This window comes from Belnapia sp. (assembly GCF_059504005.1).
In genome coordinates, this window is record NZ_JCACHU010000132.1 from 1 (window position 1) to 13,026 (window position 13,026).

The following is a 13,026-nucleotide window of genomic DNA, read 5'->3' on the forward strand; positions in this document are numbered from 1 at the left end:
GCCGCCGCCTGGAAAGGGCAAATCCCACCGCTGCCACAGCTTTTGCCCCTCTTACATGACCGCCAGCCGCATCGCAAACCCCTGGTGAATAAGAACGGCTAGCACACAACCCCTCATAGGGCTTTGTAGGGGTAGGTCAAAAACCTGCCCTCCTCATGGTTATGAGCACGTTTTCGCGGCCATTTTGTGCATATCTACAGAGCAGTTAGGACGACGAGAATGAGGAGAAACTCATCAGGGACGTAGTAGCAAACTTTCTTGCCACCTTTCATGGCAACAACAAGCCGCAGTACCAGGGCATCAGCGAGAACGCTTGCGAGATCTACAGCGAGCAGGCCCGCTTGTCAGTGAAGCTGCATGCCTGGGCGATCAAGGCGGCAGGTTTTCAGAGGGTGAGGGTGCCTACCGAGTTTCGCGACGTGGAGACATACGACGCGGCGGTGCAGTTTGATGGCACGCATTCAACCGCCTCGATCAGCAAGGAGGTGCTAGCGACAAGGATCGCGGCGCTGCATAAAACAGCAGTGATCCTGAACAACGTGGCGAACAAGCTTCGCACGATCTGACCCAAGCTTCTGATCTCGTCCAGGCGGTCTTGCTGCAACGCTGTCTTAGCCAGCGAGTGCTCCGCCGCCGGGGCTTCTGCCATGATGACGCGGGCGCAGGTGAGTGACCTTGCCCGCCCATCATCGTTGTTTCGGCAACTGAAAGTTGACGATTTCGAGCAATTATCAGGAGGTTGTATTCGGCCCACTTGCCTTACTGAAAACACAGGCACGCCACGCCAATGCCGCCAAACCGCGTTTTCCTAACTTTGGATGAGGAGGACGCGCATATGTACGACGATGTAGTAGCGGTGTTCCCAGAACCAGCTCCGTACGGGGAGGTGTACGTCACCTCTCCGGAGCCCATCTACGCCGAGCCAGAGATCTGGATTGACCCTTACGCGCCTGTTTACATCGAACCGGTTTATGACACATATGCGCCCATCTACGTCGCGCCAATCGACGATCCCTATGCCCCCATCTACGTCGAACCCGTGGATGAGCTGTATGCACCTCTGTACGTCGAGCCGGTTTATGACCAGTACTTCCCGATCTACGTTGAGTCGCTCTATGTCTAGACTAACAGTAGTGGTGCGTGGGTAGGGCGTGATTCTCCTGTTGAGATGGGTAGGCCCGCTTGCTGTTATGCCCTCAGCAAGCGGGTTTCTCCATGACTGGTGCACCAGCGGGAGATAGAGGCACCCGCCGGGTAAACCAGGTCGACCACCTTGGACGGGAGGTATTCGAGGAGCCCGAGCAGCGCACAAAGCTCTGGCAGCGCTCGTCTAGACGATCCGCGGCGAAGCTGGTCTGATCACCAGTGGCGCCGTTCCGTGGGAGCGGCAAGGGGAGGGAAGGGGCGTCCATGCAGGCACTCCTCGGTCGACGCGCTCTGGGCGTCACGGCACTTTCTGCACTGGCCTGGCCCGCTCTCGCGCAGACCGACGCTACTGCCTGGCCAAACCGCCCGGTGCGCCTGGTCGTCGGCTATCCTGCCGGCGGCTCGACCGACATCTGTGCCCGTATTCTAGCCGAGGACTTTCGAACCCGCCTTCCCCAGCCCATCGTGGTGGAGAACCGGACTGGCGCAAACGGTTCGCTCGGCGCGGCATACGTCGCCGCAGCGACGGACGGCCACACTCTGCTAGTCAGCAACACCAGCACCATGACCGTGAACCACTTGCTTTACCGCGATACGCGCTACGACCCGCTACGCGACCTGCTGCCCATCGCCACGATCACCATCAGCCCTTTCATCTTAGTGATCAACTCACGCAATCAACGCACCCAAGGCGTGCGCACATTGCAGGATCTGATTGCACTGGCACAGCGACAGCCGGGGCAAGTCACCTATGCCTCGGCCGGCGTCGGGAACCTCCAGCACCTGCATATGGAGCAGCTGTTGGCGGCAGCCGGTGTGCGGATGTTGCATGTGCCCTACCGCGGCTCCTCGGTGGCGACCAATGCAATGGTGGCTGGTGAGGTGGACGTACTATTAGACACGCCCACCACAGGCGGACCGCTGATCCAAGCTGGCACCTTTGCGGCGTTGGCCACCACTGGTGAGACGCGTTGGCGCGAGCTGCCGGAGGTGCCGACGGTTAAGGAAGCCGGATACCCGGACTTCACCGCCGTGTTTTGGAACGGCTTGGTCGCACCAGCCAACACGCCATCCGATCTGGTGCACCGCCTATACGGCATGATGCAGGCAACAGCGGATTCGCCAACGGCGCGCCCGCCGCTGCTGGCTCAGGGCGACATCTTCGTGCTGGACCCCGCGCGCTTCCGCGAGCGCATCGCCACCGATATTGAGCGCAACACCGTGGCCATCAAGGCGGCAGGTATTGAGATGCAGTAAGCAGCTGGTTCCATCGGGCCCCACACAGCGATTGTTCATACCGTTTCAAATCAGGCAGTCTCTGGGCGGAACAAAGCCGGAGGGGAAGCGGCACCATGCCCGAATATGTCATCACCGCGCGTGCGACGGCTCGAGGCAAACGCGAGTTTAGTGACGACCCAGGGCCCGTTCAGTTCCTTGAAGTACCCGATGATGCGCCTTCGGCCCTGCCAGCCCACGCTATGAAGCGGGCGGACTGGGTGAGGAAAGTGAGTGCCCTCGCCGGGAGGAGGAGAGACGCCACAGGCGTCGTCCGGGGCGACGTCCTCGTCTTCATTCATGGCTACAACAACAGCATACCCGACATCCTGAAGCGGCATCGGCGGCTCAGTAGCGACCTGCCGCAGTTTGGCTACGCGGGTGCGGTGGTTAGCTTCGACTGGCCCTCGGGCGACACCGCGCTCGCCTACCTTGAGGATAGAGTGAAAGCCAAGATGACGGCCCTCGCGCTGGTCCAGGACTGCATTGAGCTGTTCGCAACGCTACAGGCCCGCCCGGAGTGCGAGATCAACGTCCACCTCCTCGCCCATTCCACAGGCGCCTATGTTGTCCGGGAAGCTTTCGATGATGCCGACGACCGCCGCCGAATCGCCGCCGTAAACTGGACAGTCAGCCAGTTGGTGCTAATCGCCGGCGATGTTTCCGCGCCCTCGCTCGCCACCGGCAATCCAGAGAGCGAGTCGACGTACCGGCACTGTCTCCGCCTCACCAACTATGCCAATCCATTCGATGAGGTTCTGCAGATCTCCAATGCCAAGCGTGTGGGGCTCTCCTCTCGTGTCGGTCGCGTTGGCCTTCCGGCGGACGCTCCGGCGAAGGCCGTCAACGTCGACTGTGGCGAGTATTACCAGCGCATGATCCAATCGCGGCCGCAGGACGATATCATCGGCTACCCATCACACTCCTGGCACATTGGCGACCCCGTATTCACCGAGGATCTGGCCCATACCCTCAACGGCGACCTGGACCGCAGCGCAATTCGCACGAGAGAAATCCTGGCTGCAAACCGCTACAAGCTAGTCGGTCCACAAACGCTAGTGCGAACTGCTCCGGCTTCGACTGTCCCGACAGCGCCCACCTGATCTGCTCCACGTTGGACTGCACGGCAGCCAGTCAGTGCGCATGAGCGCGTGCAGGTTAGCTGGACGTGCAGGTGGGCTGACGCAGCGGGTAACCATCCAGGCCGACGACAGCGGCAAAGCTAGGATAATGCTGGAGACACAGTTTGGGTGCGGATGCGTTTTAGTGCCCGGCTGCCCACAAAAATAGTGAAGGAGACCGTATGAACGGCCTGATTGTAGCGGCCATTAATCAGCGGCGGCTCTTAAAGCTGACCTATTCCGCCGGAAATCGCATCGTCGAGCCACATGTTTATGGGAGGGACGGTGCCGGAAAGGAGTTACTGCGCTGCTATCAGATCGCTGGCGAAAGTATGTCGCAAGAGCGGGCGGGCTGGAAGCTGCTTCGGGCCAGTGACGCCACTTCAGTGGAGGTGTTGGACGTCCGGTTTGAGCGGCGCACAGGCTACAATCCGAGTGATCCTGCGATCCACGAGGTATACGCTTGTATTTAGCCGCGCTGCCGCTTGACGGTGGAGGCGGGAAGTTCGAAAAAACACTGGCTGCCCAGCACAGTTCTAGCGCAGCGGCAGCAGGACCCAACCTAGTCAACAAGTTACGCCCGGGATCTCTCAACTGAAAAACGCAGTGTCGGTGGTTCGATTCCGCCCCTGGGCACCATTCCCCTGATCCGACTGGCCTCGTCCCGAGGCGGACGAGCCCCATGCCCCGCTGGCTTCCCCTGCTGCTCGGCTTTCTGACGGCGATCGGCCCCGTCTCGACCGACATGTACCTGCCGGCCTTCCCTGCCATCGAGGCGGAGCTCGGCAGCGGCTGGGGCGGCGCGCAGGTGACGCTCGCCGCCTGGTTCGCGGGCCTCGCCGTCGGGCAGCTTGTCCAGGGCACGCTGGCGGACAGGCTCGGGCGGCGGCGGCCGCTCATCCTCGGCACGGCGATCTATACGCTCGCCTCGCTCGGCTGCGCCCTGGCGGTGAGCATGACGGCGCTCTCCGCCTGGCGCTGCATCGCGGCCTTCGGCGGGGCGGCGAGCGCCGTCATCCCGCGCGCCATGGTGCGGGACCGGGCGGATGGGCACGAGGCGGCGCGGATGATGTCGCGGCTGATGCTGGTGATGGGCGCCGCGCCGATCCTCGCGCCGACGCTCGGCGGGCTGCTGCTGCAGGCGGGCGGCTGGCGGACGATCTTCTGGGCCTGCGCCGGCTACGGGCTGCTCTCCTGCCTGCTCGCCGCGACGCTGCTGCCGGAGACGCTGCCGCCCGCCCGGCGCGTGCGCCGCGCCCCGGCGGCGCTGCTCGGTGACTTCGCCCGCATCGGGCGGGAGCGCGGCTTCCTCGCCAACACGGTGATGGCGGGGGCGAGCAGCTTCGTCGTCTTCGCCTTCATCGGTGGCGCGCCGGAGGTCTATATCAAGCAGTTCGGGATCGCGCCGGAACGCTTCGGCCTGCTCTTCGCCCTCAGCGCGACGGGCTTCATCGCCACCTCGCAGCTCAATCCCTGGCTGCTGGGGCGGATGGGTGCCCGCGCGGTGCCGATGCTCGCCCTCGGGGCCTGCGGTGCGGCGGTGCTCCTGCTGGTGCTCGCGGTCTTCACCGGCACCGGTGGTTTCCTCGGCGTCTATGTGCCGGGGGCGGTGGCGCTGGCCTGCACCGGGCTCATCTTCCCCAATGCGGCCGTCGGCGCGATGTCGCGGCACGCGGCGCGGGCGGGCAGCGCCTCCGCCCTGATGGGCACGCTGCAATTCGGCCTGGCCGCGGCCGGCAGCGCCCTGGTCGGGGCGCTGACCGACGGCACGCCGCGGCCCATGGCGCTGCTGATGCTCCTCGGCGTCGGCGCCGCCATCGCGGCGAGCCTGGCGCGGCCGAGGGGCTGAGGCCGGCGCCCCGCCCTGGCCGATGACCGGGGCAAGGCGATGCCCGAGCCCGCAGCCAGGGCCTGGCCGCCCTTCGCCTGAAGCGTTTTCCGTTCGTACTGGCTGACGGAACCTGCTCTAGCTTGTTGGCAGCGGTGGCCGGGGCGCCCGGCGCCACGACGCCGACAGGCGGGGAGGAGTGGATGGAGGCGCGCAGCCGGTCCCGCTCCTCCGGCGTGAAATCGGCCCAGGCGAGGTCGCGGTCGAGCGGGAACAGCGCGCCGCCAGGCGCGGTCACGGCCAGGGCTGTGGCCTGCGCGGGATCCATCCAGAAAGGTTCGGCCTTCTTCGGCAGCGGCCAGAGCGTTGCCTTCCTGCCGCCGACGGGGCGCACCTGCCAGCCATTGGGGTCGCGCGCCACCTGCACCGGCGCCGGCATCAGCCGCCTGCCGGACAGGTTCTCCATGTCCCGCCGCGCCCGGCCACCAGCCCGCACCAGGACAATGCCGCCGATGAGGAGCGCCACCATCGCTGCTGCGATGCCGAGCGCCGTCAGCAGCCGGTTGGTCAGGTGGTCGAGGCCCATATCGGTCGACGGCCGGTCCGGCCGCGACGGATCGGCCATGACCTGCACGTCGAAGTCGCTGATATGCGGCTCGACGAAGAGGTAGCTCACCTTCCTCCGCACCGGCTCCATCCCCTTCTTCGGCGAGATCGTGCCGATCGTCATCTCGCAGGCCTGCAGCAGGCCGAAGCGCGTCCGGCACTGGCCGTTGGAGATGCGGCCGTTCACTGGCACGGCGACGGTGCGGAGCGCGCAGTCGTCGACCAGCGTCGGCACCAGCTCCATCGCGGTCCGGGCGGCGAAGCCGCCGCAGATCACGGACATCACGCAGGCCGTCAGCCAGCCGCGCCAGCGCGTGATCGGCGCCTTCAGCGCGAGCGGCCGGCCGGGGAAGGCGGAAGCGATCGAAGCGAGGCTCAAGCGGGTCATCCCGGTGTGGCACGGCCGTGCCCTTAATCCGGGGCCAGCCAATGTCCCGACGTAGTTGCGTGACATTTCAACCGCCTGGTTCATCCCGCCGGGTGGTCTGGCGCCCCCGGCAAGGCGGAGGCAGGATCGCGGCCCTCCCAGGGAAGGAACCGCCATGACCGAACGCTGGCAGCCGAGCGAGCGCTATCCGGACCCGTCGATTGTCGCCCTAGACCCCTCTTTCAGGAAGTACCACCTGGCCCTCTCGGCGGTGGAGCGGCTCTGGACCGGCTCGCGCTGGGGCGAGGGGCCGGTCTGGCTCGGCGACATGCGCTGCCTGCTCTGGTCCGACATCCCCAACAACCGCGTGCTGAAATGGGACGAGACGACGGGCCAGGTCTGCGAGTGGCAGAAGCCCTCCAACAACGCCAACGGCCATACCCGCGACCGCGAGGGGCGCATCGTCGCCTGCGAGCATGCCGGGCGGCGGGTGGTGCGCTTCGAGCATGACGGCAGCACCACGGTCCTCGCCGACAGCTACCAGGGCAAGCGGCTGAACAGCCCGAACGACGTGGTGGTGAAGTCCGACGGCTCCATCTGGTTCACCGACCCGCCCTTCGGCACCTACGCCTTCTACGAGGGCATCAAGACCGAGGCGGAGCTGCCGCACACCAACGTCTATCGCGTCGACGGCAAGACGGGTGCGATCACCTGCGTCGCCGACGACATCGACCACCCGAACGGCCTCGCCTTCAGCCCGGATGAAAGCCTGCTCTACGTCATCGAGAGCCGCGGCAACCCGCGCAACATCATCGCCTATGACGTGACGGGCGACGGCTTGCGCAACCGCCGCATCTTCGTCGCCTGCGAGCCGGAGGAGACGCCGGACGGCTTCCGCCTCGACATCGACGGCAATCTCTGGTGCGGCTGGGGGATGACGCCGGCGCTCGACGGCGTGCGGGTCTACAACAGCGCCGGCGCGCCGATCGGGCACATCCATCTGCCGGAGCGCTGCGCCAATCTCTGCTTCGGCGGCCGGCACCGCAACCGGCTCTTCATGTCGGCGGCGCAGTCGCTCTTCTCGCTCTACGTCAACACGCAGGGCGTGGCGGGAGGCTAGCTCCGCCCCTCGCCTTCCGGCCAACCGTCCCGGTCCCGCAGCATGTGGACCGGGACCTGGAGGCAGAGGCTCTGCGCCGGCAGCACGTCGCGCCAGTCGTCGATGAGCTTCCTGTAAGCCTCGCCGACCGGGCGGATGCGACGGTCGAGGTCGTACAGGCCGAGCGGGTTGGCGCGCCCGTTCCGCTCGCGCAGCGCCGTGTCCCAATCCACCTGATCGATGAGCGAGAACCAGGTGAAGCCGACCACCGGCACGCCGTCATTCCTGACGCGCAGCACATTGGCCCATTGCTTCCACAGCCACTGCACCGCCTCGTCGCCGCGCGGGCCCTCCATCAGGTTGGTCTCGGTATGCATCACCGGCATCCGGTAGCGGTCGTAATACTGCCGGGTGATGGTGGCGTAGCCGAAGATCTCGCCCGAGGCGCGCGTGCCGCCGTCCGGCGAAACCAGGTGCTCGTTCGTCACGTAGTAGTCGTTGCCCATGATGCACCAACGCTTCAGCCGGTGCCGCATGAAGAAGCGGTACTCCTCCCGCGTCATGCCGTTGTCGAGCAGGTACTCGTACATCTCGGAGGAGACGCGGACGCCGTAGTTGAGGTCGAGCGAGAGGAAGCGCTCGGCATTCCTCACCTCGGCGGGGCCGATCGCCGCGGGGCTGTCGGCGTGATAGTACTCCGTCGATTCGCTCTGGATGAAGAGCGCATCGGGCCGCACCTCGAGGATCGCCTCCATCGCCAGGACATTGGCGCGGACGACATGCTTGAGCGCGGTGACGAAGCCACGGTCGCTCGAGAGCTGCTCGTTCCACCAGCCGTAGCGGGCGGAGAAGAGCGCTGTGATGTACATCTCGTTGACCGGCGTATAGAGCTGCACCCAAGGGAAGCGCTCGGCGAAAGCCCGTGCATAGTCGGCGAAAGCCGTGGGGAAGCCCGGGTTCTGGAAGTCGCCCAGCCAGTCCGGCAGGCCGAAATGGCAGAGATCGACGATGGGGACGATCTTCAGCCGGCGCATCTCGGCGAAGGCCGCATCGGCATAGTCCCAGTCATGGCGCCCGGGCCCGAGCAGCGTGCGGTGGATGGGCGGCCCGATGCGGAGGAAGCCGCAGCCGGTCTCGGCGACGAGCGCCAGATCCTCCTGCCAGCGCGCGTAATGGCCGCATTCCTCCATCTGGTCGCGGCGCGTGCGCCCGCCATCGATGGTCGGGTTGCTGTTCTCGATGCCGGTGGCGAACATGAAGTAGGTCACGGTGGGGCAACGCGCAGCCGGGCGCACCGGTTCGAAACGGAGCGCATGCCGGAAACCGAACGAATGTACGGAAGTTAATGCAGGTGTCAACTTCGGGCCATGACGGCATGGGGCTGTCGCGGCGCCGGAGCAGGAGAAAGCACTCAGCCGATGTTCCGTACCAGTCTGCTTGCCGCCGCCCTTGGCCTGTCCCTTGGCGCCCCGACCATGGTGACCTCCGCCGGCGCCGCGCCGCTGCTCTCGGGCGGCGGTGCCGAGGCGGCCGTCACCTATGGCGATGCGGCCCGGGCCTCCATCGTCGGCGGCTCGCATGCCGCCATCCAGGGTGGCGGCCGCGACACCACCTATCTGGCCCAGCCGGGCGGGCAGGCGCGGGAGGGCCGCATCGGCCGGGCGACCGGCGGCGGGCGCGACAAGGCTGTGATCTACAGCGACGCCCATCCGCATGGCTGGGCCGCCACCGAGGCCGAGACCGACACGCGCGGCCATCGCGGCTGAGCCATCGGCCCGGGCGGCCCCTCGACAAGCGGGGCCGCCGGCGCTTTGGTTTGGGCGAACCGGACCGGAGCGCCCCATGCCCATCATCAACCGCATCGCCGATTTCGCCGCCGAGATGACGGCCTGGCGGCGCGACTTCCACCAGCACCCGGAGCTCGGCTTCGAGGAGCGGCGCACCAGCGACATCGTGGCGGCCAAGCTGGCCGAGTGGGGGATCGAGGTGCATCGCGGCCTCGCCACCACCGGCGTCGTCGGCGTGCTGCGCAACGGCTCGGGCGGGCGGAGCATCGGCCTGCGGGCCGACATGGACTGCCTCCCCATGCAGGAGATCAGCAGCGTGCCGCATGCCTCGACCATCCCGGGGCGGATGCATGCCTGCGGCCATGACGGGCACACGGCGACGCTGCTCGGCGCGGCGAAGTACCTGGCGGAGACGCGCAATTTCGACGGCACCGTCACCTTCATCTTCCAGCCGGCCGAGGAGGGCGGCGGCGGCGGCCGGGTGATGGTGGAGGAGGGGCTGTTCGACCGGTTCCCCTGCGACAGCGTCTACGGCATCCACAACGCGCCCGACCTGCCGCTCGGCGAGTGCTCGGCGGGGACGGGGCCGATCATGGCGGCCTCCGACGGGCTCAGCATCACCGTCCGGGGCCTGGGCGGGCATGCCGCCAAGCCGCATATCGCCATCGACCCGGTGATGGTCGGCGCGCAGATCGTGGTCGGGCTGCAGGCGCTGGTCGCCCGGCGCGTCGACCCGCTGAAGAGCGCCGTCATCAGCGTCACGCAGTTCCATGCGGGCAGCGCGATGAACGTCATCCCCGAGGTGGCGGAGCTCGGCGGCACGGTGCGCACGCTGCTGCCCGAGGTGCGCGACGACATGGAACGGCTGATCCCGCTTGTCGCGCAGCACACCGCCGCGGCGCACGAGGCCGAGGCCGAGGTGGTCTATACGCGGAAGTATCCGGCGACCGTGAACCATGCCGGGGAGAGCGACCGCGCCGCGCGCGCCGCGGCGCGCGTCCTGGGCGAGGCGCGCGTGCATCGCAACCTGCCGCCGGTGATGGGCGGCGAGGACTTTTCCTTCATGCTGCTCGAGCGGCCGGGAGCCTTCCTCTTCATGGGTCAGAAGGGCGCTGAGCGCGGCGGGGTGCCGGTGCACCATCCGCGCTACGACTTCAACGACGACCTGCTGCCGATCGGCGCCAGCTACTTCGCCACGCTCGTCGAGCAGGAGCTGCCGCGCGGGTAGGCGCGGCCGGCGGCGTCAGGCCTTGGGCTGCGGCCCGGCCTGCGGCGTCGTCGCCACGGAATGCTCGTTGGTGCGCTTGGCCTGCTTGGTGCGCGTCCATTGCCAGACGCCGAGCGCGGCGCCGACGATCAGGGTCATGGCAAAGAGCCAGACGACGAGGCTGTCGGAATTCATGCAATCTCTCCGGGGCTTGCGGTACACGGCAGACGCACCAGGGAGGCCCGCGGTTTCGCCGCTCCCGCCTGGAATCACGCTTCCGTGCGCGCGGGGCTCGGCCCCGGGACGAGGCTGTGGCGGTTGGCCTCCCGCAGGGCGGCGGCCGCGTCGTCGTAGAGGAAGGGCAGGGTGGCGTAGCGCAGGCCGCGCGTCACCGGCGTTGCCTCGTGCAGGAGCGAGCAGGAGAAGACGCAGGCGCCGCCCAGCGGCGGGCGGTAGCGGCGCGGTCCGAATTCCGGGAACCAGAGCTCGCCGCCCTCGAAGCCTTCGTTCAGGTTGATGCTGACGGCGAAGCGCCGATGCGCCGTGGCCGGCGTGGTGTTGTCGCGGTGGGCGCGGAAATGCCCGCCCTCCGCCGCGTCGTAGCAGGCGACGATGTAGCGCTCGATCCGCGTGGCGTGGAACTGGAAGGCCTTTCGGATCTCCGGCACCAGGCGGCGCTGGATGCGGGCGCGGAGCCCGGCCTGGACCTCGGCATCCTCGATCAGCAGGTCGCGGCGGACCTTGTGGTTGCGGTCCAGCCGGCCGATCGTGCGCTCGCCATCGGCCACCATGAAGCCGCTCTCCTCGCCGCCCTGGGCGTCGTAGAGGGCGATCAGGTGGCGGCAGAACTCCGGCTCCAGGATGCGGGGCAGGAGCAGGACGGGGGCCGGGCTCTCCTGCCCCGCATGCAGCGCGGGCGGCGGCAGGCGCGCGAGCAGGGCCAGGAGCGAGGGCAAATCCCCGAGCGGCCCGCAGGCGATGACGCGCAGCAAGGGGTCGAGCAGGACGGCGAGCGGGCGCTCGGCGGCGCCAAAGGCGGCGGCGACCTGCCTGTCCGCATCGAGCAGGGTGCGGAGGCCGGGGATGGCGTCAGGCGGCGCCTCGGCGAAGCTGGCGGCCGGGCTGAGCAGGATGGCGGTGGCGCGGTCGTCGTCCAGCAACTCGGCCTGGCGGGCGGCGAGGAGCGTCCGATGCGCCGCCTCCTGCCCGACCGGGTCCGGCCCGGCGAGGGCGAGCACCACGTAGCGGCCGGCGACGGAGGCGAGGGCGAAGCGCGGGTTGCCGCCATGGGCGGCATGGAACCAGGGCGCCGGGTCGCCGGGGAGGAGGCGGGGCGGGGCGGGGCTGGGCATGGGCCGGAGCATACTTCATCCTGGCCCGGAATGGACCTTAAGGCCTCGCCACCTGGGCTTGCGGCAGGAAGGGCGCTACACCAGCCTCTCGGTCGAACCTTGGAGCGTTGCGGATGCGTCGTCGGGCCCTGCTTGTCACTATGGCGACGCTTGCCTCCCCCTTGGCCGCCCCGGCCATCCTGCGGGCGCAGGGGCGGCAGGGGCCGCCGCATGAATGGGTCTTCGGCGCCTGGACGGGCGGGCTCTTCCCGCCGAACGATGCCGACACCCCCGCCTGCTTCGGCAACCCGACCGTGGTCTTCACCAAGGATGTCGTGATGCGCGCCAGCCTGCTCGACACGCCCTACCGGCAGCGGGTGATCGAGACGGTGGCCTTGCAGCCCAACGGCCTCGAATTCCGCTTCCTGCCGGCGGCGCCGCAGGGCAGCGCCTTCAGCAGCCGCCTTCCGCCGGATTTCGGCTTCGGCTGCGGCGGCAACCCCGATGTGCTGCGGGTGGAGCGGCGCGGGCCGGACGAGATCGTCTTCCCCGATTGCGGCGACTACCCCTCGCCGCTGCGGCGCTGCGTCAGGCGGGGCTGATGCGCATCGCGCTGATCCACGCGCTGCGGCACTCGCCACCGCCGATCGAGGCGGCCTTCCGCCGGGCCTGGCCGGAGGCGCAGCTGATGAACCTGCTGGACGACAGCCTCTCCGCCGACCTGGCGCGGGCGGGGACGCTGACGCCGGCGATGACGGAGCGCTTCCTCACCCTCTCGCGCTACGCGGCGGGGACGGGGGCGGATGCGATCCTCTTCACCTGCTCCGCCTTCGGCCCCTGCATCGAGGCGGTGGCGGCGGAGCAGGCGCCGATGCCGGTGCTGAAGCCGAACGAGGCGATGATCGAGGCGGCCGTCGCCGCGGCGCGGCAGGTCGCGGGCGGGCGGCGGCCGCGCATCGGCCTGCTGGCGAGCTTCCAGCCGACGCTCGAGACCATGCCGCCCGAATTTCCCGCCGATGTCGAGGTGGTGACGCGCCTCGCCGAGGGCTCGCTCGCCGCGCTCGATGCCGGGGATGCCGCAGCGCATGACCGACAGGCGGCGGAGGCCGCGAAGGCGCTGGCCGATTGCGACGTGGTGGCGCTGGCGCAGTTCAGCCTCGCCCGGGCCGCGCCGCTGGTCGAGGCGGCGACGGGCCGGCCGGTCTTCACCACGCCGGACAGCGCCGTCGCCAAGCTGAGGCGGCTGCTGCGCGGCTGAA

At 68.0% G+C, this 13,026-nt stretch carries 15 protein-coding genes; 12 read left to right on the forward strand and 3 right to left on the reverse strand.

What is annotated here, in order from left to right; translation table 11 throughout:
* The first annotated feature begins 341 nt into the window (after window positions 1-341).
* The 8 genes from AC5JJ1_RS17130 (at window position 342) to AC5JJ1_RS17165 (ending at window position 7,463) form a co-directional block, all read left to right on the forward strand.
* On the forward strand, window positions 342-566 hold the full coding sequence (locus AC5JJ1_RS17130; RefSeq protein ID WP_495786318.1) for a hypothetical protein: 225 nt from the start codon (window positions 342-344) through the stop codon (window positions 564-566).
* A 269-nt stretch (window positions 567-835) separates the two neighbouring features.
* Window positions 836-1,123: a hypothetical protein gene (locus AC5JJ1_RS17135; RefSeq protein ID WP_495786319.1), complete on the forward strand. Its 288-nt coding sequence runs from the start codon at window positions 836-838 to the stop codon at window positions 1,121-1,123.
* Window positions 1,124-1,410: 287 nt separating this feature from the next.
* Window positions 1,411-2,403, forward strand: a complete 993-nt coding sequence (locus AC5JJ1_RS17140; RefSeq protein WP_495786320.1) for a Bug family tripartite tricarboxylate transporter substrate binding protein — start codon at window positions 1,411-1,413, stop codon at window positions 2,401-2,403.
* 95 nt (window positions 2,404-2,498) lie between these two features.
* Window positions 2,499-3,524: an alpha/beta fold hydrolase gene (locus AC5JJ1_RS17145; RefSeq protein ID WP_495786321.1), complete on the forward strand. Its 1,026-nt coding sequence runs from the start codon at window positions 2,499-2,501 to the stop codon at window positions 3,522-3,524.
* Between the two features lie 200 nt (window positions 3,525-3,724).
* Window positions 3,725-4,015, forward strand: a complete 291-nt coding sequence (locus AC5JJ1_RS17150) for a hypothetical protein (RefSeq protein WP_495786322.1) — start codon at window positions 3,725-3,727, stop codon at window positions 4,013-4,015.
* 209 nt (window positions 4,016-4,224) lie between these two features.
* Window positions 4,225-5,391 (forward strand): multidrug effflux MFS transporter, encoded by a 1,167-nt coding sequence (locus tag AC5JJ1_RS17155; RefSeq protein ID WP_495786323.1) that lies wholly within the window; start codon window positions 4,225-4,227, stop codon window positions 5,389-5,391.
* A 695-nt stretch (window positions 5,392-6,086) separates the two neighbouring features.
* The gene (locus AC5JJ1_RS17160) at window positions 6,087-6,419 is read left to right on the forward strand and encodes a hypothetical protein (protein WP_495786324.1); all 333 of its coding nucleotides are present in this window, start codon (window positions 6,087-6,089) and stop codon (window positions 6,417-6,419) included.
* Between the two features lie 99 nt (window positions 6,420-6,518).
* Complete coding sequence (locus AC5JJ1_RS17165; protein ID WP_495786325.1) at window positions 6,519-7,463, forward strand: SMP-30/gluconolactonase/LRE family protein; 945 nt, start codon at window positions 6,519-6,521, stop codon at window positions 7,461-7,463.
* Here AC5JJ1_RS17165 and AC5JJ1_RS17170 read toward each other — a convergent pair.
* Window positions 7,460-8,710 carry a family 1 glycosylhydrolase gene (locus tag AC5JJ1_RS17170; protein ID WP_495786326.1) on the reverse strand — a complete coding sequence of 417 codons (1,251 nt, stop codon included), beginning with the start codon at window positions 8,708-8,710 and terminating at the stop codon, window positions 7,460-7,462. The genes AC5JJ1_RS17165 and AC5JJ1_RS17170 overlap by 4 nt on opposite strands.
* 150 nt (window positions 8,711-8,860) lie before the next feature.
* Between AC5JJ1_RS17170 and AC5JJ1_RS17175 the strand changes: the two genes are divergently transcribed.
* The gene (locus AC5JJ1_RS17175; RefSeq protein ID WP_495786327.1) at window positions 8,861-9,208 is read left to right on the forward strand and encodes a hypothetical protein; all 348 of its coding nucleotides are present in this window, start codon (window positions 8,861-8,863) and stop codon (window positions 9,206-9,208) included.
* Between the two features lie 76 nt (window positions 9,209-9,284).
* Window positions 9,285-10,457, forward strand: a complete 1,173-nt coding sequence (locus AC5JJ1_RS17180; RefSeq protein WP_495786328.1) for a M20 aminoacylase family protein — start codon at window positions 9,285-9,287, stop codon at window positions 10,455-10,457.
* A gap of 15 nt (window positions 10,458-10,472) precedes the next feature.
* On the opposite strand, the gene AC5JJ1_RS17185 is transcribed toward AC5JJ1_RS17180, so the two are convergent.
* Complete coding sequence (locus AC5JJ1_RS17185) at window positions 10,473-10,631, reverse strand: hypothetical protein (RefSeq protein ID WP_495786329.1); 159 nt, start codon at window positions 10,629-10,631, stop codon at window positions 10,473-10,475.
* Window positions 10,632-10,705: 74 nt separating this feature from the next.
* Window positions 10,706-11,788, reverse strand: a complete 1,083-nt coding sequence (locus tag AC5JJ1_RS17190; protein ID WP_495786330.1) for a 2OG-Fe(II) oxygenase — start codon at window positions 11,786-11,788, stop codon at window positions 10,706-10,708.
* A gap of 140 nt (window positions 11,789-11,928) precedes the next feature.
* Between AC5JJ1_RS17190 and AC5JJ1_RS17195 the strand changes: the two genes are divergently transcribed.
* A complete protein-coding gene (locus tag AC5JJ1_RS17195) occupies window positions 11,929-12,369 on the forward strand; it encodes a hypothetical protein (protein WP_495786331.1) in 441 nt (146 codons plus the stop codon).
* The gene (locus AC5JJ1_RS17200; protein ID WP_495786332.1) at window positions 12,369-13,025 is read left to right on the forward strand and encodes an arylsulfatase; all 657 of its coding nucleotides are present in this window, start codon (window positions 12,369-12,371) and stop codon (window positions 13,023-13,025) included. The genes AC5JJ1_RS17195 and AC5JJ1_RS17200 overlap by 1 nt, the downstream gene beginning before the upstream one ends.
* Window position 13,026 lies beyond the last annotated feature (1 nt).